The following is a 22,581-nucleotide window of genomic DNA, read 5'->3' on the forward strand; positions in this document are numbered from 1 at the left end:
GCTCTCGGCAGGTGGCCCCCCGCTATCCTTGCGCGGGCGACGGACCGGTCGTGGCGCAGGCCACCCTCCGTCGCCGACCAGCCCATGACACCGGGGGGAGCATTGGGCGCGTTCACGCGTTTCCAGCAGGGGGACCGCAGGACCATCGCCTCGACGGCGGCCGTCGTCGTGCTGTCCGCGGGCATCGCCACGGCGGCGGTGCTCTACGACGGCGAGGCGACGGCCGACGTCGACCTCGACGACTCCGGCGTCTGGGTCACGAAGGAGTCGGCCGGCCTCGTCGGGCGGTTCAACACGCAGGCCCAGGCCATCGACGGCACGCTCCTCGCGGGCAGCGCGGCCTTCGACGTCGCCCAGGAGGCCGGCGACGTCGTCGTCGCGGACGACGGCAACAGCGCGGCCAGCGTCGTCGACGTCGCGCGGCTCAAGTTCGCCTCCAGCACGGTCGTCCCCCCGGGTGCCCACGTCGCGATGGGCGGCGGCACGGTCGCCGTGCTCGACGACGAGAGCGCCTCGCTGTGGGTCGTGCCCGTCGACCGGCTCCCCGGCCTCGACACCGGCAAGGTGGATCCGACCGTCGAGCTCGAGGGCGCCGGCGAGGTCGTGGTCTCGCGGGACGGCACCGCGTACGCGGTCGTGCCGTCGACCGACACGCTGTGGACCGTCCCGGTCGACGGCGAGCCGAGCTCGCGCGAGCTGGGTCTGCTCGACCGCGGTGACGACGTCGTCCTGACGACCGTCGGCGACGAGCCGGTCGTCCTGGACCGCAGCGACGCGCGCCTGCGGCTCCCCGGCGGCGACGTCGTCGAGGTCGCGGACGCGCAGGGGGCGCGGCTGCAGCACCCGGGGCCCGCGACGGACGGCGTCGCCTACGCGACGTCGTCGGGCCTGGTCGTGCAGCCGCTCGACGGCGGTGCCGCGGTCACGCGGCGAGCCTCGGGCGTGCCGGCGGCGCCCGTCCAGCTCGGCGGCTGCCTCTACGGCGCGTGGTCGCAGACGGGCCAGGTGGTCCGCGACTGCGAGGGCACGGACCGCGACGTGGACCGGGTCCTCGAGGGCATCGACCAGTCGACGAGGCTCGAGTACCGGGTCAACCGCAACGCCGTCGTGCTCAACGACCTCACCTCCGGCACGCTGTGGATGGCCCTCGACGAGTACGAGAAGGTCGACGACTGGGACGTCCAGCTCCCCGAGCGCGCGGACGGCGAGGACGCCAACGCGGAGGACGCCAAGCCCGAGCTCGTCGACCAGACGGTGGTCGACCGCGAGCGCCAGGACCCGCCCGTCGCCGAGGACGACTCGTACGGCGTGCGGCCGGGCCGCTCGACCGTGCTCGACGTGCTGTCGAACGACCTCGACCCCGACGGCGACGTCATCACGGCGCGGCTCGTCGGCGACCAGCCCGCGCCGCTGACGGTCGAGCGCGTGCTCGGCGGCAAGGCGCTGCAGGCCGTCGTGCCGGGCGACGCGAGCGGGTCGGTGCGGTTCCGCTACGAGGTGTCCGACGGCCGCGGCGGCACCGACGAGGCGAACGTCGACGTCCGGGTGGTCCCGTGGGACGAGAACGCGGCGCCCGAGCAGACGGGCGAGCCGGTGCTGCGGGTGCAGCGCGGCGGCGCCGGGCAGATCAAGGTCCTGCCGTTCTTCCGCGACCCGGACGGGGACGACGTGTACCTCGCCACGGCGTCGGCGACCGTGCAGGGCGACGAGGTCCGGGCGTACCCGGACGGCACGGTCGAGTTCCGCGACGGCGGGTCGGCGACGGGCCGCAAGAAGGTCACGCTCACGGTCGGTGACGGCCGCGGCGAGGTCGTCGAGGGCACCCTGTGGGTCGACGTGCTGGGCGACGGCAACGAGCCCCCGGTCGCGGTGGGCGACCACGTGGTCGTCACGGCGGGCGAGCCGGTCACGGTCGAGCCCCTGGCCAACGACTCCGACCCGAACGGCGACGAGCTGCGTCTCGTGTCGGTGAGCCAGGACGCCCCGGCCGAGGTCACGCCCAACTACGACGCGGGCACCTTCACGTTCCTGTCCCACGAGCCGCGCTCGTACGACCTGCTCTACCAGGTGTCGGACGGCCCGGCGACGACGACGGGCGTCGTGCGCGTCGACGTGCTCGACCCCGACGCGGCGGACGGGCCGCCGGTCGTCGTGTCGGACACGGTGATGCTGCCCGCGGGCGGCTCTGCGCTGGTCGACGTGCTCGCGAACGACACCGACCCGGCGGGCGGCGTGCTCGTCGTGCAGTCGGTCCGCGTGCCCGAGGACGCCGGCGTGTCGGTCGCCGTGCTCGCGCACCAGATGCTGCGGGTCACCGAGACGCGCCGGATCGCCGACCCCGTGGTGCTCGAGTACACGGTGTCGAACGGCGCGCACACCGCCACGGGCGAGGTGCGCGTGCTGCCCGTCCCGGCACCCGAGCGTCTCCAGCCGCCCAACGCGGTGGCCGACGAGGTCACGGTGCGCGTGGGCGACTACGTGAACGTCCCGGTGCTCGCCAACGACACCCACCCCGACGGGCTCGAGCTCGAGCTCGTCGGCGACCTCGAGCAGCAGGTCGACCCCGCGCTCGGCGAGGCGTTCGTGTCGGAGGACCGCCTGCGGTTCCGGGCCGGGTCCCAGGCGGGCACGGGGTACGCCATCTACAAGGTGCGCGACCGCAACGGCCAGGAGGACTCGGCCCAGGTCACGATCCACGTGCGCGACGGCGAGGACAACGCCCCGCCCGTGCCGCGCGACGTCGAGGCGCGCGTCCTCGCCGGCGGGACGGTGCGCGTGCACGTGCCGCTCGACGGCATCGACCCCGACGGCGACTCGGTCCAGCTCACGGGCCTGGCGAGCGGCCCGACCCAGGGCCGGGCCGAGGTGGTCGACGGGTACGTCGACTACGCCGCCTCCGAGCGGGCCGAGGGCGGCGACAGCTTCCGGTACACGGTCCAGGACGCCCGCGGGGCTGTCGCGACCGGCACGGTGCGCGTCGGCATCGCGCGCCCGCCGGAGACGAACCAGCCGCCGGTCGCGGTGGACGACCACGTGACCGTCCGGCCCGAGCGTCGCGTCGCGGTGCCGGCCCTGCTCAACGACTCCGACCCGGACGGCGACCAGATCGGTCTCGTCCCGGGCGCGACCCAGGGCGGCGACGAGGTGTCGCCCGAGGTCGTCGACGACCGCATCGTCGTGCAGACGCCCGCCGACGAGGGCACCTACACGTTCTACTACTCGATCGAGGACACGTACGCGGCGCGCGCCTCGGCCGCGGTGAGCGTCACGGTCGCCGCCGACGCGCCGCTGCTGCCGCCGATCGCGCGCGACGACTCCGTGCCGGTCGCCGAGATCCTCGGGCGCACGAGCGTGACGGTCCCCGTGCTCGACAACGACGAGGACCCGGACGGGGCCGCGAGCGAGCTCGAGGTCACGACCGACGCGCCGACCGCCACGGTGACCGAGGACGGCGAGGTCGAGGTCGAGCTCACGGCGTCGCGCCAGGTCGTCACGTACATGGTGACCGACGTCGACGGGCTGCAGGCCAAGGCGTTCCTCGTCGTGCCCGGCCTGACGGACGCCGAGCCGATCCTGCGCCCGGGCCAGGCGCCGCTCGAGGTGCTCTCGGGCGAGCCGCTGGAGATCGACATCACCGACCACGTGCTGGTCGTCGAGGGCCGCACGCCGCGGCTCACCGCCTCGGACCAGGTGACGGCGGTCGAGGGCGAGGTCGCCGTGAGCGGCCCGACGACGATGACCTACACGTCGGACGAGGGCTACCAGGGCCCGGCCGCCGTGACGTTCGAGGTGACCGACGGCACGGGGCCGGACGACCCGGACGCCGCGACCGCGGTCCTGACGCTCCCGATCACGGTGCTCCCGCCGGAGAACCTGCCGCCCGAGCCGGGCTCGCCCACCGGGCAGGTCGCCGCGGGCGAGGAGAGCGCGGTCGACCTCGGCCGGTTCGCGACCGACCCCGACGAGGACGAGCTGCGCTTCGCGCTCGGCAGCCTGCCGTCCGGGCTCGGGGCCACCCTCGCGGGCTCGCGCGTCACGCTCGAGGCGGCGCCCGACGTGCCCAAGGGCACCGTGCTGAGGGTGCCGTACACGGTCACGGACGACCAGCACCCGCCGGTCGACGGCACCCTCACGGTCGAGGTGGTCGCGTCCACGCGGCCGCTCGCCCGCGCCGTCGAGGACGTCGTCGACGACGCGCACCAGGGCCGCCCGGTGTCCGTGCCCGTGCTCGCCAACGACTCGAACCCGTTCGCGGACCGTGAGCCCCTGCGCGTCGTGGGCCAGCCGATCATCGAGACGGGCGCCGGCGGCACCGTGGTCGACGGCGACCAGGTCGTCGTCACGCCCGCGCAGGACTTCGTGGGCACCATGGTCGTCCGCTACCGCGTGGAGGACGCGACCAAGGACCCGGACCGCCAGGTCGAGGGACGCATCACGATCAACGTGCTCGGCCGGCCGGAGGCACCCGCGCGTCCGCACGTCGAGGAGGTCCGCTCGCAGACCGTCGTGCTGTCGTGGACGCCGCCCGTCAACAACGGCTCCGAGATCACCTCGTACACGGTGCGCTCCGACAAGGGCGACACGTTCGAGTGCGCGACGACGACGTGCACGCTCGAGGGCCTGACCAACAACGTCACGTACACGTTCACGGTCGAGGCGACGAACGCCGTCGGGACCTCCGACCCGTCGCCCGCCTCCGCCGAGGCGCGGCCAGACCAGCGGCCGGACCCGCCCGCCGCGCCCACGCTGACGTTCGGCGACCGCTCGCTCGTCGTCACCTGGGAGAACGCGACCTACTCCGACCGGTCGCCGATCCAGTCGGTCAATCTCGAGATCTCGCCGGCGCCCGCGAACGGCCAGACGCAGAAGGTCGGCGTCACGGGCAACCGCATCGTGTGGGAGGGCCTGACGAACGGCACGGCGTACAAGGTGCGCCTGCAGGCCGTCAACCTCGCACCCGAGCCGTCCGAGTGGGGCGAGTGGTCCGCGACCGAGATCCCGGCCGGGCCGCCCGCGGCGCCCGCCGCACCGACCGCCCAGCGCGTCGACGACCCGGTGGGCGGGCGCGTGCGCGTCACGTGGCAGGCGCCCGACGGCAACGGCGACACGAACATGACCTACCACCTCGACGAGTACCGCGACGGGACGCGGACGGGGACGACGTACACGACGAAGAACACGGCGTACGCGATCGAGGGCCTCGACGACTCGTCGAACTACAGCTTCACGGTGCGCGCCGAGAACAAGGCGGGCACCGGGCAGGCGAGCCCGCGCTCGAACGCGGTCATGCCGTACGGCACGCCGACCGTCCCGCCCACGCCGAGCGCGCGCCTGCTCGCCGACACCGACGGCAAGGCCCAGGTGTCCTGGGGAGCCACGGCCGACTTCCGGGGGCCGGGCGGGTACTACCGCGTCCGGGCGATCGACGGCGCCGGCAACGTCCTCGGCCCGCGCAACGGCGCGTCGCCGTACACGTTCACCGGCCTGACCAACGGGCGGAACTACGTGTTCGAGGTCCAGGCCTGCAACGACCATACGTGCTCCGCCTGGTCGGCGCGCTCCAACTCCGTCTCCCCGTACACGGTCCCGGGCACGCCCGGCGTGACGTGGCACAAAGCGACCGCCACGGACGGCCACTTCACGGTGCGCGGCACCGCGAACGACGGCGGCCGCCCGATCCAGCGGATCGAGTGGAGGCTGTCCGGGGACGAGGTCAGAGAGGGCTCGCGCAGCGCCGGCCAGGGGTGGCCCTTCGACGTCGGCGTCGGCGGCGGGTACTCGAAGAGCTACACGCTCCAGGCGCGCGCCTGCAACGCCGCCGGCTGCGGCGCGTGGGCGAGCGACTCCGGGCGGACCGACGCCAAGCCGCAGCCCAGCTTCACCGTGGGCCGCGGCAGCAGCGCCGTCGGGCAGCCGAACTGCACGCACAGCTCGTGCGGCTGGCTCACGCTGACCATCCGGGACGCGGCGCCGAACACGTCGTTCAGCTACGTGTGCCAGTCCTCGACGGGGCAGATCTCGTCGTCGTGGCAGAACCGGATGCGCAACGGCACGCAGGCCCGCACCGACGGCAACGGCAACTTCGGCGAGGTCGAGGCGTGGTGCTACTACGGCCGACCGGGCCAGCAGGTATGGATCGAGACCAGCATCGGCACCACGCAGCGGATGACGTGGTGACGGCGCGACCGCGTCGACGAGGAAGCAGGAACCCATGAGCACCATGACCCCGGAGCAGGCCGCCTGGTTCGCCCAGACTTTCGACCGCATCGTCGGCAACGTCGCGCAGGCCGTGCTCGGCAAGGACGACCAGATCCGGCTCGCGCTCACGTGCATGCTGGCCGAGGGCCATCTGCTCCTCGAGGACGCGCCCGGTACGGGCAAGACGTCGCTCGCGCGTGCGATCGCCGCGAGCGTGCAGGGCACCCACCACCGGATCCAGTTCACGCCCGACCTGCTGCCGTCCGACGTCACGGGCGTGACGATCTACGACCAGCAGACGGGGAAGTTCGACTTCCACCCCGGCCCGGTGTTCGCCAACATCGTGCTCGCCGACGAGATCAACCGCGCCTCGCCCAAGACGCAGTCCGCGCTGCTCGAGGTCATGGAGGAGGGCCGGGTCACGGTCGACGGCGTGCCGCACGCCGTGGGCAGCCCGTTCATGGTCATCGCGACCCAGAACCCCATCGAGCAGGCCGGGACCTACCGCCTGCCCGAGGCGCAGCTCGACCGCTTCCTCATGAAGACGTCGATCGGCTACCCCGACCTCGCGTCGACCGTCGAGATCCTCGCGGGCGCGGCCGTGCGCGACCGCAGCGCCGCGCTCCAGCCCGTGATCACGGGCAACGCGGTCGTCGAGATGGCGGCGCTCGCCGCGACGACGCACGTGGACCCGGCGGTGCTCGAGTACGTCTCGCGCCTCGCCGAGGAGTCCCGCGCCGCGGCCGACGTCCACGTGGGCGTCTCGGTCCGCGGGGCGCTCGCGCTGGTGCGGTGCGTCAAGGTGTGGGCCGCCGCGCATGGCCGCAACTACGTGCTGCCCGACGACGTCAAGGAGCTCGCGCCGCACGTGTGGGCGCACCGCATCGTGCTCGACGCCGAGGCCGAGTTCGCGGGCGCGACGGCGGAGGGCGCGATCGACCGCCTGCTGGTCGACGTACCCGCCCCGCAGGAACGACGCACGGCCTGACGCGGAGCACCAGCACATGACCAGCACCTTCGAGCGGGTGACGGCCCGGGTCGACGCGGCACCCGTGGACGCGGCGGCCGCGGCCCCGGTGCCCGCGCCTGACGCCGCACCGGACGCACCGGCACCCACGCCCGGGAGCCCCAGCCTGCGAGGGCGCCTCGGCGCCGCGACGGCGGCCGTCACGGTCGCTCTGGCGCGCGCCCGGGGCCGGGTCGCGCCCGTCGTCGGCGTCGTGTCGGCGTTCGGCTGGGGCGTCCTCGTCCTCGTCGCCGCCGCGTGGTGGGCCGGTCTCGCGCTGCGCTGGCAGGAGGCGGCGGTGGTCGCCGTCGTCGGGACGGTCGCCCTGCTCGCGGCCGTCGCTTTCGTGCTCGGGCGGCTGCGCTACACCGTGACGCTCGACCTGGCGGCGCGCCGCGTCGTCGTCGGCGACCGGGCCGTCGGCCGGCTGCTCGTGCGCAACGACTCGCCGCGCCCGATGCTGCCGGCCGTGATGGAGCTCCAGGTCGGCAAGGGCATGGCGAGCTTCCCCGTCCCGCGCCTGCGGCCGGGCGGCGAGCACGAGGAGCTCTTCGCCGTCCCCACGCAGCGCCGCGCCGTCATCCCGCTCGGCCCGGTACGGTCGGTGCGCTCCGACCCGCTGGGGCTGCTGCGCCGCGAGCTCGTGTGGACGGAGCCGGAGGAGCTGTTCGTCCACCCGCGCACGCTGCCGCTGTCCGGCTCGTCGACCGGCTACCTGCACGACCTCGAGGGCCGCGTCACGCCCGACATCTCGGACTCCGACGTCTCCTTCCACGCGCTGCGCGACTACGTGCCGGGCGACGACCGCCGGCACATCCACTGGAAGTCCACGGCCCGCACGGGCCAGCTCATGGTGCGGCAGTTCGAGGAGACGCGGCGCTCGCGGCTCGCCGTCATCCTGTCGACGCGCGTCGAGGACTACGCCCACCCGGACGAGTTCGAGCTCGCCGTGTCGGTGTGCGGCTCGCTCGGCCTGCAGGCGATCCGCGAGGACGGCGGCCTGACCGTGCTGGTCCAGCAGGGGCGCGTCCGCGGCGACCACCGCACCCGCATGCTCGACGACCTCACGCGCCTCGAGCTGGCCCCGGCGCGCACGACGCTCGCCGACGTCGCCCGCGTCGCGGCAGCGACCGTGACGGACGCCTCCGTCGTCGCGGTCGTCGTGGGCAGCACCGTGACCCCGACCGACCTGCGCGCGGCCGCCGTGCGGCTGCCCGTCGACGCGCGGCTCGTCGCGCTGCGCTGCTCGGCGGGCTCGGGCGTGAGCCGCGGGCGGGTCGCCGACATGCAGGTGCTCACGCTCGGCGAGCTGGGCGACCTGCCGAACGCCCTGCGGAGGATGCATGACTGACGACCGCACCTCCGCGCGTCCCGGCGCGGACACGGGCACGACGGGCGGCACGCGCGGCACGTCGCGCACTTCGCTGCGCGCCGGCACGACGCGCGGGCGCGGCCGGGGCGACGACCGTCCCCGCGTGACCGGCCTCGGCGGCCTCGTCGACGGCGCGGTCCTCGCGGCGCTCCTCGTCGCGGTCGCGCTGGGCTTCGGCCCCGCGTGGGGCGACCGGGGGTACCTCGTGCCGGCGCTCGGCGGGGCCGCGGTCGGGCTCGCGGTCGCCTGGGCCGGGGCGTGGCGCCGCTGGTCGGTGCTCCCCGTCGCCGCGGCGACCGTCCTGGCGTACTTCCTGCTGGGCGGCGCGCTCGCCCTGCGGCACACCGTCGTCGCCGGCGTCGTCCCGACGCCGCGCACGCTGCACGAGCTCGCGGTCGGCGCGGTCCAGGGCTGGAAGCGGTTCGTGACGACGGTCCCGCCGCTGTCGTCGTTCCCCGACCTCGCCGTCGTGCCGTACCTGCTCCTGCTGCTCGTCGCCGTCCTGGCGGGCACGATCGCGTGGCGCGCGACGCACGCGGCCTGGGCGCTGCTGCCGGTCGTGGCCGGGCTCGGCACGGTCGCGCTGCTCGGCACGATCCTCGCCGCGGCGCCGCTCGTCCAGGGCCTCGTCGTCGCGGTCGTCGGTGTGCTGTGGGCCTCGTGGCGTACGGCCGAGACCCGCATGGCGGCCAACCGGCTGCTGTCCGAGGCGAGCCGCTCGGCGACCCGGCGGCTGCGGGCGCAGCGGCTGCGCGGCGGCGTCGCGATGCTCGCGGTCGGCGGCGTCGCCGCGGTGCTGCTCGCGCCGCCCCTGGTCGCCGGGGAGCGGACCGTGCTGCGCGAGATGGTCACGCCGCCGCTCGACCTGCACCGGTACACGAGCCCGCTCGTGGGGTTCCGCCAGTACACGCGGGACCTCGCCGAGACCGAGCTGTTCACCGTCACGGGCCTGCCCGAGGGCGCGCGCGTGCGGCTCGCGACGCTCGACGCGTACGCGGGAACGGTGTACGACGTGTCGAGCGGCGGCGCCGCGGGCGTCTTCAACCGCGCGGGCGAGGTCATCGACACCGTCGCGACCGGCACCCGCACGACGGTCGAGGTCGCCGTCACGGGCTACTCGGGGGTGTGGCTGCCCGACGTCGGCCAGCTCGCCGGCATCCGCTTCACGGGCGAGCGCGCGGCCGAGCTCGCCTCCAGCACCTACTACAACGCGACGTCGGGCACCGCGGTGGTCACCGCGGGCGTTCGCCCCGGCGACACCTACGAGCTCTCGGCGGTGGTGAGCCCCCCGCCCGCCGAGGACGCGCTCGCGTCCGCACGGATCCTCGACGTCGACCTCCCGAGCCCGCGCGACGTGCCCGATGCGGCGCCCGCCAAGGCCCAGCAGTTCGCCGCCGACGCGACCGACGCGTTCGAGCGGCTGGTCAACATCCGCGACACGCTCGTCGCGACCGGCGTCTACTCGAGCGGCCTCGACAACCAGCCCCCGTCGCGGCCCGGGCACTCGGCCGCGCGGATCGACGAGCTGCTCGCGCAGGACGAGATGGTCGGCGACGACGAGCAGTTCGCGGTCACGCTGGCGCTCCTCGCGCAGCAGGCCGGGATCCCGGCACGCGTCGTCATGGGGTTCTACCCCGACGAGGGCGCGTGGGAGGCCGGCGAGCCGTACGTCGCCACGGGCGCCGACGTGCACGCCTGGGTCGAGGTGCCGTTCGAGGGCTACGGCTGGGTCCCGTTCGACGTCGTGCCCGACGAGGACAACAAGGTCGAGCCGCTGCCGCGCAACCGGCAGGTCCCCAAGCCGCCCGTGCTCGAGGACCCCGAGGCGCCCGAGGAGCCGCCGCAGGCGGAGGCGGGCGACGTCGAGGACGAGGAGAAGGACGAGCAGGACGCCGCGGGCGTCGACTGGCGGCGCGTGCTGACGGTCGTCGTGAGCGTCGCCGTCCCGCTGGCGCTGCTCGTGCTGCCGTTCCTGCTCGTGCTCGGGCTCAAGGCCCGCCGGCGGCGACGTCGCCGCACCGCGCCCGTCGTCGCGGACCGGGTCAGCGGCGGCTGGCGCGAGGTGGTCGACGCCGCGACCGACCTGGGCGCGGGCGTCCCCCGCGGGGCCACGCGGCGCGAGGGCGCGCGCCTGCTCGCCGAGCAGCTCCCGGCGGCCGCGGCGCCCACGACGACGACGCTGGCGCACCGCGCCGACGCGACCGTCTTCGGCGCGGTCGAGCCGACCGAGGCCGAGGTGGAGCAGTTCTGGGCCGAGGTCGACCGCCTGGTCGGCGAGCTGCACGGCGGCGTGCCGTGGCGGCGGCGGGTCGCGGCACGGCTGTCGTTGCGCTCGCTGCGCGGCGCGGACGCGCCCCCGCTGCACGTCGCCGCCGGGCGGGTCGTGGCCGGCGTGGTCGCCGGCGCCGGTCGCCGGGCGGCCGGCCCGTGGCGGCGGGTGCAGGAGAGGACGGCGCGCGCCGCGCGCCGTCGTGCGCGGACGCGCGATCGGGAGGGTCGATGACGACGACGTGCGGCGCGTGCGGCGCCCAGGACCAGCGCGGCGCGTTCTGCACGGTGTGCGGGACGCCGACCGTGGCGACCGGTGTGCGCCCGGCGGGCACGCCCCTGAGCGCGCGCCTCGAGGTGACCACCGAGCCGGAGGCGCGCGAGCGCACCCGCCAGGCGCCTGCCGACATGCTCCGCGAGCGGGCGCTGGCGCAGCCTGGGGAGCCGCCGCTGGCGGGCGTGGGCCGCCGCGTCGGCGCGTACGTGCTCGACGCGCTCGCGGTCTCGCTCCTCGCGGGCGTCGTGGCCGGGGTCGCGGCGGCCGCCGTCGGGCTGCCCGCGCGGTACGCCGCGGTGCTCGAGGCGACCACGCAGATGGGCGCCGACGCCGCCCTGCGCGACGTCGCGGCGGCGGGCCGGACGGTCGCCGTCGTCGTCGGGCTCGTCGGCCTCGCGGCGTGGGTCGGCCTCGCCGTGTGGGAGGGCCGCACCGGCAGCACCGTGGGCAACCGGCTGCTCGGGATCCGCACGCACGACGCGCGCACGGGCGACCCGGCGGGCGTCGGCCACGCGCTGCTGCGCTGGCTCGTGCTCTGGGCCTCCGGCGTCGTCCCGGTCCTCGGACCCGTCCTCGTGCTGCTGTCCCCGCTCTTCGACGGCACCGGCCGGCGCCAGGGCTGGCACGACAAGGCCGCCGGGACGGTCGTGCACGACGTCCGCTCCGTCCCGCCGCGCACGTTCGCGCCGGCCGTACCCCCCGCGTCCGCCGCCGGTGCGCCGCCCGCCGCCGGTGCGCCGCCGGCCCCGGCCGCGCCCGTGCCGTCGGCGCCCGCGGCTGCGCCGGTCGCGGCGTCGCGGCCCGGACCGGCGGACCCGTGGGGCTTCCCCGCCGTCCCGCGCGGCGAGGCCACCGGACTCATCACCGGAGTTCCGGGCCTCAGCTCCGCCCCGAGCGCGACGTCGCCTGCCAGCGCGACGTCGCCTGCCAGCGCGACGTCGCCTGCCAGCGCGACGTCGCCTGCCAGCGCGACGTCGCCCGCGAGCGCGGCGTCGCCCGCGCCGGTCCCGAGCGCGGCGTCGCCCGAGCCGGTCCCCGTGGAGGACGTCGACGACGTCGAGGCGACGCGCTTCAGCGTCTCGTCGCGCCGCGGGACGGGCGAGGCGGCACCGCGCCCGCCGGCGACGAGCATCGACCTGCCCTCGGGCGAGCGCGTGCGCGTCGCCGAGCGCACCCTGCTCGGCCGCAACCCGCAGCCCGCCGACGGCGCCCCGGCGGCCCTGCTGCGCGTCGACGACCCGACGCGGTCGGTGTCCAAGACGCACCTCGAGCTCGTCCCGACCGCCGACGGCCTGCGGCTGACCGACCTGCGCAGCACCAACGGCACGGCCGCGATCGCCCCGGGCGGCGAGGTGCACGAGCTGGTGCCGGGCACGCCCTTCACCGTCACGGCGGGCTGGGCCGTGCAGGCGGGCGACCTGCGCTTCACCGTCGTCGGACCGGTCGACGCATGACCGCCGGGGTCGCCCTGCTCTGGGGCGCCGCGACCCACACCGGCGCCCGGCGGGTCCTCAACGAGGACGCCTTCCTCGCGGGCGGGTCGGTCTTCTTCGTCGCCGACGGGATGGGCGGGCACGACGCGGGCGAGGTCGCGAGCGCTGCCGCGGTCGAGGCGCTGCGCCCGCTCGTGGGCACCGCCGTCGTGGGCGCCGACGTCGTGCGCGACCGCGTCCGCCTCGCGCACGACGCGGTCCGCGCGATCGAGACCGCACCCGGCCGGGGTGCGGGCACGACGCTGTCGGGCATCGCGCTGACCGAGCAGGACGGCGAGCCGTACTGGCTCGTCGTCAACCTCGGCGACTCGCGCACCTACCGGCTCGCGCACGGCCGCCTCGAGCAGGTCAGCGTCGACCACTCGGAGGTCCAGGAGCTCGTCGACGCGGGCACCATCACCGTGGACGAGGCGCGCAGGCACCCGCGGCGCAACGTCGTCACGCGCGCGCTCGGCGCGCCCGAGGACCCGGTGCCCGACTTCTGGTACCTGCCCGTGGCCGCGCGCGACCGGCTCCTCGTGTGCTCCGACGGGCTGACCATCGAGCTCCCGGACCGCCGGATCGCCGCGGTGCTGCTCACCGAGCCCGACCCGCAGGCGGCCGCCGACCGGCTCGTCGAGGAGGCGGTCGCCGCCGGGGGCCGGGATAACATCACGGTCATCGTGATCGACGCCACGGGGGCCTCCGACGCCCTCGAGCGGACCGCGCCGCGCGACGGGCGCGTGGTCGACGACGAGGACACGGTGCCGCGGGCCGACCAGTGGAGAGGGGCGCCGGCATGACGCTGCGCTACGTGACCGGACCGTCCTACGCCGTCGTGCGCGGCGGGGCGGTCGTGATGCTGCCCGAGAAGGTCTCGCCCGAGCTCGTCGACGAGCTGTGGCGCGTGCTCGGTCGCGGGGCCGGGGTCGTGCCCCTGCTGGAGGTGCTCACCGGCTCGTTCGGCGCGAGCCTCGCGTCCCTGCCGCCCTTCGCGGTCGTCGTCACCGGCGGCGGCGGTGCAGGCGACGACGGCGCGGGCGGGACCCGCGTGCAGGTCGCGGTCCGCGGCGCGACGACGGTCCACGTCGGCACGGCCGACGGGGAGCGCGTCACGGTCACGGGCGAGGCGGTCACGACGTGGGCCGAGCGCACGTTCGACGACGTCGCGGAGCTCGCCGTGCACGGCGCGCTCGCCGGGGCGGGCGACACGCTCGTCGACGACCGTGGGCTGCCGCTCGACGCCGGCGTCGTGCTTGCGGCGTCGGTGGGCGCGGTGCTGGCCGAGCGCCGGGCCGGCTCGCCGTCCGACGTCGCACGCCCGGTCGCGGACGAGCGCCCGGCGGTCGACCTGCCGGCCGCCGTCGTGGACGAGGTGCCGCTCGCCGACGCCCCGGCGGCTCCTGCGGCCGCGGTCCCCCTGACGTCCGTGGTCCCGCCCGCGGCGGAGCACGACCCGGCGCCCGAGCCGGAGCACGACCGGGCCCCCGAGCCGGTGCACGAGCCCGAGCACGCGCCGGAGCCCGCGCCCGTCGAGGAGACGAGCGGCTACGGCCACCTGTGGGGCAGCACGGTGCACCGCGGGGTCGAGGCGGCCGCCGTGCGCCCGGAGGAGGACGAGGAGGAGGCCGACGAGCAGCACGGCCCGCAGGTCGACGGGCAGGCCGGCGCGCAGGTCGACGAGCGGGACCGGGGGGACGCGGCCGGAGCGCCGTCGTCCGAGACCGCCGTCGCGGCGGAGACGATCGCACCGGTCATGACGATCGCTCCCTCGACCGTCGCGCCCGAGACCGTCGCGCCCGAGACGATCGCTCCCGAGACGATCGCCCCCGACACGGTCGCGCCCGCCTCGGCGGCGTCGCCCGCGGACGACGACGTCGACGCCAGCACCGTGCTGTCCTCCGCGATCGCCGACCTGCGCGCCGCGGCGACGCCGTCGGGCGAGGCCCCGGCCGTGCCGCCCGGTCCGGTGTTCGCCCCGGCCGCGGTGCCGGGCCGTCCGTCGATCCTCGCGCGCACGTGCCCGGGCGGGCACCCGAACCCGCCGCAGCGTGACGACTGCGCGCACTGCGGTCAGCCGCTGTCGGGCGAGGCGCGTCAGGTGCCGCGCCCGCCGCTGGGCGTCATGGCGGTGTCGAGCGGACCCCGCATCACGCTCGACCGGCCCGTCATCGTGGGGCGCCGGCCGCGCTCGCCCCGGTCCACGGGCGACGACCTGCCGCGCCTCGTCACGGTCCCGAGCCCCGAGCAGGACATCTCGCGGTCGCACGTCGAGGTGCGCCTCGAGGGCTGGCACGTGCTCGTGAGCGACATGAGCACGACCAACGGCACGACGCTGCTGCGCGCGGGGCAGCCCCCGATGCGGCTGCACCCGGGCGAGCCGGTGCTCGTCGTGTCGTCCGACGTCGTCGACCTCGGCGACGGCGTCACGCTGACCTTCGAAGGGATCGTCTGACCGCATGAGCCGCAAGCGACCGCCGTCGCCGCCGCCCGTGATCGAGGGGTTCGAGTACGTCTCCCTCATCGGCTCGGGCGGGTTCTCCGACGTCTTCCTCTACCAGCAGCGCCGCCCGCGCCGCCGCGTCGCGGTCAAGGTGCTGCTCCACGAGTGGACCGGCGACCACCAGCGCGCGGCGTTCGACGCCGAGGCCGACCTCATGGCCACGCTGTCGAACCACCCGACGATCGTCACGATGTACGAGGCCGACGTCGCGGCCGACGGCCGCCCGTACCTCGCGATGGAGTACTGCTCGCGGCCCAACCTCGGGGCCCGGTACCGCTCCGAGCGCATGAGCGTGCCCGACGTGCTGCGCATCGGCGTCCAGGTCGCGGGCGCGGTCGAGACCGCCCACCGGCTCGGCATCCTGCACCGGGACGTCAAGCCCGCGAACATCCTCGTGACCGAGTACGGCCACCCGGCGCTGACGGACTTCGGCATCTCGTCGACGCTCGACGACGCGGGCCGCGCCGAGGGCATGTCGATCCCGTGGTCGCCGCCCGAGTCGTTCGCCGAGCCGCCGCGCACGAGCGTCGCGACCGACGTGTGGGGCCTGGCCGCGACGCTCTACTCGCTGCTCGCCTCGCGCTCCCCGTTCGAGGTGCCGGGCGGGTCCAACTCGAGCGCCGACCTCGTGGCCCGGATCGAGTCGTCGCCGCTCCTGCCGACCGGGCGCAGCGACGTCCCGGCCTCGCTCGAGCGCGTGCTCGCGACGGGCATGGCCAAGACGCCCGAGGCCCGGTACCCGACCGCGCTCGCGCTGGCCCGGGCGCTGCAGCAGGTCCAGACCGAGCTGGCGCTCGCGGTGACGCCCGTCGACCTCCTCGACGAGCAGGGCCACGTGCAGGAGGACACGGTCGACGGCCTCGAGGACGAGGACGACGTCGGCACGCGGCTGCGCGAGGTCGTCTCGGTCGACCCGCGCGGCCCGGTGCCCGGGGTGCCGGGGTCGGGCCCGGGGACCCCGGCGCGCACGGCGGCGTCGTCCCCCGGCAGCGGGTCCGGCGGCGGGGCGCCCCTGGCCGTCGTCACCGGCGCCGCCGCCGTCGAGGACGACCTCGGCGACACCGTCCACCGGTCGATGGCGTCGGCCGCGACGCCGTCGGCGAGCAGCGCGGCGAGCCCCGACCCCGCCCCAGGCGAGGCCCCCGCGCCCGCCCGCCGGACCGGCGTGCTCGTCGGCGGCGGGATCGCGCTCGCGCTCGTCGTGGTCGTGGCGGTGGTGCTCGCGCTGCGGCCCGACGGCGGCGCCCCGGCCGAGGAGGCCGAGCGCCCGGCCGCGACGGACGTCGTCGAGCAGGGCGGGCCGCCCGCCGACAACCTCGGCGGCATCGTGCCGGCCGTGACGAACCTTGAGGGCGTCGACAACGGCGACGGCACCGTGACGTTCACGTGGGAGAACCCGGAGCCGCGGCCCGGCGACACCTACGGCTGGAAGGTGCCCGACCCGCTCGAGGAGACCCGGTACGTGGAGGTCCTCGAGCCGACGAAGACCCTCGACGCCGACCCGTCGGGCCGGACCTGCATCGAGGTGGTCGTCAACCGCGACGGCGCGCCGTCGTTCACGCCGAAGGCCGCGTGCGTGCCATGAGCGAGCTGGCGATCGAGTTCGCGGGGGAGTGGTTCCGGCCCGACCCCGACGCAGGCTTCGAGATCGGGCGCGAGGGCGACCTCGCGCTCGACGACAACCCCTACCTGCACCGGCGCTTCCTGCGCGTGACGCACGAGTCGGGGCTGTGGTGGCTCGTCAACGTGGGGGCGCGCCTGTCGGCCACGGTGTGCGACGCCGCGGGCGGCGTCCAGTCCTGGCTGTCGCCCGGCACGTCGCTGCCGCTCGTGTTCCCGTCGACGTCGATCGTGTTCACGGCGGGGCCCACGACGTACGAGCTGCTCGCCCGGCTCGAGCCCGCCCCGTACGCGGAGATCCGCTCGGAGGAGCCCGAGGGTGGTGCGACGACGATCGGGATGATCCCGTTCACGACGAGCCAGCGGCAGCTCATCGTCGCCCTGTGCGAGCCGCTGCTGCGGCGCGACGGCACCGGGCTGTCCGAGATCCCCTCGTCGGCCGAGGCCGCGGCCCGGCTCGGCTGGACCACGACCCGCTTCAACCGCAAGCTCGACAACGTCTGCGAGAAGCTCGACCGCGTGGGCGTCAAGGGCCTGCGCGGCGGCACGGGCGGCCTCGCGACCAACCGCCGCGCACGGCTCGTCGAGTACGCGGTCGCGTCGCGCCTCGTGACCGCCGCCGACCTCGACCTGCTCGACGTCACGACCGAGGAGGCCGAGTGAGCCCCGGGCCCGCACGCCGGCGCCCCCGCCGGGGCGAGCGCACGGTCGTGGTCGCCGTCGGTGCCGCGGCGGTCGCGCTCGTCGTCGTCGTGACCGTGGGCCTGCTGCGCGACGGCGTCGGGACGGGCGACCCGCTCGACCCGTGGCGCGCACTGGGCAGGGTCCTCACCGACCCGGCCGCGTGGCGCGTCGTCGGGCTCGCGGCGGCGCTCGGCGCCGCCGTGACGGCCCTGGTCGGGCGGGTCCGGCGAGGAAGCAAGGGATCGACCGAAGGAGACCGATGCGCGTCAAGGTGACGCTGCGGCGCCCCGACAGCACCCAGGACGACGTCGTCATCACCGCCGACGCCGGCGCGACGATCGGCGAGGTCGCGTCGACGCTCGCGCGCGTCGACCCGCGCCACCCTGCCCCCGACGGCGCCCGGCGCACGCTCGAGGCGCGCCTGCCCGGCCAGGAGCGGCCCGTGCGACTGCCCGCCGACGCCGCGCTCGGCGAGGCATGGATCGGCTCCGGCGCCGAGATCGCCGTCGTCGACCTCGACCGGCCCGGCTTCGACTACCCCGGCTCGCGCGACGTGCGCGCGACGCTGCACTTCGACGGCGGCCAGACGATCGACCTCGCCGAGGGCAGTTGGGTCGTCGGGCGCGCGCCGTCGTGCGACGTCGTCCTCAACGACCCGCTCGTGTCCAAGCGGCACCTGCGCGTCGACGTGGGCGACGTCGTCGAGGTCGTCGACCTGGGCTCGGCCAACGGTGTGCTCGTCGACGGCGCGCACGTGCAGCGGCTGCGCGTCGAGGGGCGGCAGAAGGTCGTCGTCGGCGACACGGCGATCACGGTCGAGCGCCGGCGGCCCACGACGCTGACCGGCGTCGCGCCCAAGGCGGGTCCCGTGCCGTTCACGCGCTCGCCGCGCGTCGAGCCGCGGTACAAGGGCCAGGAGTTCGAGGCGCCCGAGGTCCCGCAGGAGACCGAGCCCAAGGACTTCCCGTACCTCCTGCTGCTCGCGCCGATTCTCATGGGCGGCGCGATGTACGTCGCGACGGGCCGCGTCATGGCGCTGATGTTCGTCTTCCTCGCGCCGCTCATGATGATCGGCAACCACGTCACGCGCGGGCGTCAGGAGCGCAAGCGCAAGGAGCGCGACGTCGCGCGGTTCGACGAGCGGCTCCAGGGCCTGCGCGACGCGCTCGGCGGCGAGGAGGAGACCGAGCGGTCGGTCCGCCTGCGTGAGGCGCCGGCCACGCAGCACGTGTTCGTCGAGGCCATGCGGCACGGCCCGCTGCTGTGGACCCGCAGGCCCGAGCACTGGAGCTTCCTCAACGTGCGGTTCGGCGTCGGCACGATGCCGTCGCGCAACTCGGTCAAGACGGGCGGCAAGGGCGCGCTCATCAAGGAGTACCAGGAGCGGCTCGACGCGGTCGTGGACCGGCACACGGACGTCTCGGGCGTGCCGGTCGTCGAGAACCTCTACGACGCGGGTGCCCTCGGCTTCGCCGGGCCGCCCGCCCAGGTCATCGGCAGCCTCAACGCGGTGCTGCTCCAGCTCACGGGCCTGCACGCGCCGTCGGAGCTCGTCGTGACGGGCATGGTGAGCCCGGTGTGGACCTCGCACCTGCAGTGGCTCACGTGGATCCCGCACACCTCGTCGCCGCACAGCCCGATCGAGGGGCACCACCTCGCCGACTCGGCGACGGGGGCCGCACGTCTCGTGGCCGAGCTCGAGGAGCTGGTGACGACGCGGCTGCGCGCGCAGCGCGGCCGCGCCCGCCGTCGCGGCGCGATCGACGAGGACGACGCCGCGCTCGAGCGGGGCGCGGACGTCGGCAGCACGAGCCAGGAGGCCGGGACGAAGTCGCCCGTGCCCGCCGTCGTCGTGGTCGTCTCCGACGACATCGACGTCGACCGCGCCCGGCTCGTCCAGCTCGCGGAGCAGGGCCCCGACGCCGGCGTGTACCTCCTGTGGATCGCCGCCGACACGGCCCGGCTGCCCGCCGCGTGCCGCACGTTCGTCGACCTCGGCGAGCACGGCCCGCGCGTGGGCATGGTCCGCCTCGGCCGGTGGGTCGACGACGTCGAGCTCGAGGAGGTCGACGCGCCGACCGCGCTCGAGTACGGCCGTCGCCTCGCGCCCGTGTACGACGCCGGCGCGATCGTCGAGGACGCGAGCGACCTGCCGCGCTCGATCTCGCTGCCCGCGCTCCTGGGCCACGACCTGTTCGAGGACCCGCGCGCGGTGCTCGAGCGGTGGCGGCAGAACCAGTCGGTCTACGACCGCACGACGCCGCGACCGCGCAAGCGCGCGGGGAGCCTGCGCGCGATCGTCGGCTCGGCCGGCGTCGACGCCCAGCACCTCGACCTGCGCTCGCAGGGCCCGCACGCGCTCGTGGGCGGCACGACGGGCGCGGGCAAGTCCGAGTTCCTCCAGGCGTGGGTGCTCGGCATGGCCGCGGAGTACAGCCCCGACCGCGTGACGTTCCTCTTCGTCGACTACAAGGGCGGCTCGGCGTTCGCCGACTGCGTCAACCTGCCGCACTGCGTCGGCCTCGTGACCGACCTGTCGCCGCACCTCGTGCTGCGCGCCCTGACGAGCCTGCGGGCCGAGCTGCACCACCGCGAGCACCTGTTCAACCGCAAGAAGGCCAAGGACCTGCTCGAGCTCGAGAAGCGCGGCGACCCCGAGACGCCGCCCGCGCTCGTCATCGTCATCGACGAGTTCGCTGCGCTCGTGGGCGACGTGCCGGAGTTCGTCGACGGGGTCGTCGACGTCGCGCAGCGCGGCCGCTCGCTGGGCATCCACCTCATCATGGCGACCCAGCGCCCCGCGGGCGTCATCAAGGACAACCTGCGGGCCAACACCAACCTGCGCGTCGCGCTCCGTATGGCCGACGAGTCCGACTCGAGCGACGTCGTCGACATCAAGGACGCCGCCCACATCGACCCCGGCATCCCGGGGCGGGGTGTGGTCAAGACGGGGCCCGGTCGCGTGCAGGCGTTCCAGTCCGGGTACGCGGGCGGGTGGAGCACGCGCGCGCCCGAGCGGACGGCGATCGAGGTCGCGGGCCTGCACTTCGGCCGCGAGGAGCGCTGGGAGGAGCCGGTCGCCCCGTCGCGCGACGACGACGTCGACCTCGGCCCGAACGACCAGCAGCGGCTCGTCGCGCGCATCACCGAGGCGTTCCGGATGGGCGGCCTGCCGACGCCGCGGCGGCCCTGGCTCGACTCGCTCGCCGACGTCTACGACCTCACGCGCCTGCACCAGCGGACCGACACCGAGCTGCTCGTCGGCGTGGCGGACGTCCCCGAGCAGCAGGCGCAGCGGCCCGTCTACTTCGTGCCCGACCTTGACGGCCACCTGGGCGTGTACGGCACGAGCGGCGCGGGCAAGAGCACCGCGCTGCGCTCGATCGCCACGGCCGCGGGCATCACGCCGCGCGGCGGGCCCGTCCACGTGTACGGGCTCGACTTCGCGGCCGGCTCGCTGCGCATGCTGCGGGCGCTGCCGCACGTCGGCACGGTCGCGCGCGGCGACGACACCGAGCGCGTCGTCGGCCTGCTGCGCATGCTGCGCGACGAGCTCGCCCGCCGCGGCGAGGAGTTCGCCGCGGTCTCGGCGTCGAGCGTGACGGAGTACCGCCGGCTCACGGGGCGCGCCGACGTGCCGCGCATCCTGCTGCTCGTCGACGGGTTCCCCGCGTTCCGCGACGACTTCGAGACGGGCGCCGGCCGCGCCGAGTGGTTCGACGTCTTCCGCGACATCCTCAACGACGGGCGCGGCCTGGGCATGCACGTGGTGTTCAGCGCCGACCGCTCGGGCGCCGTGCCGACGTACGTGCGCTCGATGGTCCAGCGCAACCTGCTGCTGCGCCTCACCGACGACGGCTACCTCGCCTTCAACGCGCCGCGCGACGTCATCACCGCGGAGTCGCCCGCGGGCCGCGGCCTGCTCGACGGCCTGGAGGTCCAGGTCGCGGTCGTCGGGGGCACGACGTCGGTCTCCGCGCAGGCCGCCGCGACCGAGAAGCTGGGCGCGTCGATGCGCGCCGCGGGCGTCCTCGAGGCGCCGGCGGTGCGCGTGCTGCCCACGGAGTACCCGGCGGCCGACCTGCCCGACCACGTGGACGGGCGTCCGGTGCTGGGCCTTGAGGGCATCGGGCTGACGCCGCAGCCGTTCGACCCGACGGGCACGATCGTCGTGGCCGGGCCGCCCGGGTCGGGACGCAGCAACGCGCTCGTCACCATCGCCTCGGCCGTGCGCCGCGCCAACCCGTCGGCGCGCTGCTACCTCTTCGGTCAGCCGCGGTCCGCGATCGCGGGCGCGCTGCCGTGGGAGGAGGTCGCGAGCGGCCCGGACAAGGTCGCGGCGCTCGCCAAGGACCTGCTCGCCGCGGTCCAGGACGAGGACGTCGAGCCGGGCATCGTCGTCGTGGTCGAGGGCATCAACGACTACCTCCAGTCGCCTGCCGACAAGCCGATCCAGGACCTCACCAAGGCGATCCGGGCCAGCGACCACCTGCTGGTCGCCGAGGCGGAGACGGCGGCGTGGACCTCGACGTGGCCGCTGCTGTCGGAGGTCAAGAACGGGCGTCGCGGCCTGCTGCTGCAGCCCGAGAACCTCGACGGCGACACGATCCTCAAGACGTCGCTGCCGCGGTCCGGCAAGGGCGAGTTTCCCGTCGGCCGCGGCGCGTGGGTCGCGCGGGGCAAGCACGTGCGCGTGCAGCTCCCGCTCGTCCTCGGCGGCGGGTCGTGAGCGTCGACGGTCCGGCGCCGGAACGGCCGCCGGGGCGATGGGGAGTTCTCCCCATCGACGGTTGCCCGGGTGGTCAGTAAGGTCGTCGCCGACGACGGATCGGCCGAGGGGGCCGGCCGACGAGACGGAGGAGAGATCCCATGGCGAACATGAACGTCACGTACGAGGAGCTGCGGAGCCAGGCGAACCAGCTGCGCCTCGGTCAGCAGACCATCACCGAGACGCTGACCAACCTGCAGACGCAGGTCAACAACCTCGTGGCGTCGGGCTTCCAGACGGACGCCGCCTCGGGTGCGTTCCAGGCCTCGTACGAGGAGTTCACGTCGGGCGCGACCCAGGCGATCGAGGGCCTCGAGGGGATGGCCTCGTTCCTGGAGCAGGCAGCGCAGACGCTGCAGGACGTCGACTCGCAGCTCGCCTCGGGCATCGGCGGCTGACGCCGTCGTCGTCCG

General features: G+C 75.5%; 12 protein-coding genes. All 12 read left to right on the forward strand.

The window, feature by feature from the left end:
• Nucleotides 1-84: 84 nt before the first annotated feature.
• A complete protein-coding gene (locus ISOVA_RS02990; protein ID WP_013837779.1) occupies nt 85-6,177 on the forward strand; it encodes an Ig-like domain-containing protein in 6,093 nt (2,030 codons plus the stop codon).
• 34 nt (nt 6,178-6,211) lie between these two features.
• Entirely contained in the window at nt 6,212-7,186 is a 975-nt protein-coding gene (locus ISOVA_RS02995) for an AAA family ATPase (RefSeq protein WP_013837780.1), read from the forward strand.
• A gap of 16 nt (nt 7,187-7,202) precedes the next feature.
• A complete protein-coding gene (locus ISOVA_RS03000; protein ID WP_013837781.1) occupies nt 7,203-8,555 on the forward strand; it encodes a DUF58 domain-containing protein in 1,353 nt (450 codons plus the stop codon).
• Nucleotides 8,548-11,079, forward strand: a complete 2,532-nt coding sequence (locus ISOVA_RS03005; RefSeq protein ID WP_013837782.1) for a transglutaminase-like domain-containing protein — start codon at nt 8,548-8,550, stop codon at nt 11,077-11,079. The genes ISOVA_RS03000 and ISOVA_RS03005 overlap by 8 nt, the downstream gene beginning before the upstream one ends.
• On the forward strand, nt 11,076-12,575 hold the full coding sequence (locus tag ISOVA_RS03010) for an RDD family protein (RefSeq protein WP_013837783.1): 1,500 nt from the start codon (nt 11,076-11,078) through the stop codon (nt 12,573-12,575). The genes ISOVA_RS03005 and ISOVA_RS03010 overlap by 4 nt, the downstream gene beginning before the upstream one ends.
• Nucleotides 12,572-13,396, forward strand: a complete 825-nt coding sequence (locus ISOVA_RS03015) for a PP2C family protein-serine/threonine phosphatase (protein ID WP_013837784.1) — start codon at nt 12,572-12,574, stop codon at nt 13,394-13,396. Before ISOVA_RS03010 ends, ISOVA_RS03015 begins: the two co-directional genes overlap by 4 nt.
• Entirely contained in the window at nt 13,393-15,048 is a 1,656-nt protein-coding gene (locus tag ISOVA_RS03020) for an FHA domain-containing protein (RefSeq protein WP_013837785.1), read from the forward strand. The genes ISOVA_RS03015 and ISOVA_RS03020 overlap by 4 nt, the downstream gene beginning before the upstream one ends.
• A gap of 4 nt (nt 15,049-15,052) precedes the next feature.
• Nucleotides 15,053-16,681: a serine/threonine-protein kinase gene (locus ISOVA_RS03025; RefSeq protein ID WP_013837786.1), complete on the forward strand. Its 1,629-nt coding sequence runs from the start codon at nt 15,053-15,055 to the stop codon at nt 16,679-16,681.
• A complete protein-coding gene (locus ISOVA_RS03030; protein ID WP_013837787.1) occupies nt 16,678-17,379 on the forward strand; it encodes an FHA domain-containing protein in 702 nt (233 codons plus the stop codon). The genes ISOVA_RS03025 and ISOVA_RS03030 overlap by 4 nt, the downstream gene beginning before the upstream one ends.
• Nucleotides 17,376-17,675, forward strand: coding sequence for a hypothetical protein (locus ISOVA_RS03035; protein ID WP_013837788.1), 300 nt, complete (start codon nt 17,376-17,378; stop codon nt 17,673-17,675). Before ISOVA_RS03030 ends, ISOVA_RS03035 begins: the two co-directional genes overlap by 4 nt.
• Nucleotides 17,660-22,129, forward strand: coding sequence for an FtsK/SpoIIIE domain-containing protein (locus tag ISOVA_RS03040; protein ID WP_013837789.1), 4,470 nt, complete (start codon nt 17,660-17,662; stop codon nt 22,127-22,129). Before ISOVA_RS03035 ends, ISOVA_RS03040 begins: the two co-directional genes overlap by 16 nt.
• Before the next feature lie 140 nt (nt 22,130-22,269).
• A complete protein-coding gene (locus tag ISOVA_RS03045; RefSeq protein WP_013837790.1) occupies nt 22,270-22,566 on the forward strand; it encodes a WXG100 family type VII secretion target in 297 nt (98 codons plus the stop codon).
• The last annotated feature ends 15 nt before the right edge of the window (nt 22,567-22,581 follow it).

Source organism: Isoptericola variabilis 225 (assembly GCF_000215105.1).
GTDB classification, from domain to species: Bacteria; Actinomycetota; Actinomycetes; order Actinomycetales; family Cellulomonadaceae; genus Isoptericola; species Isoptericola variabilis_A.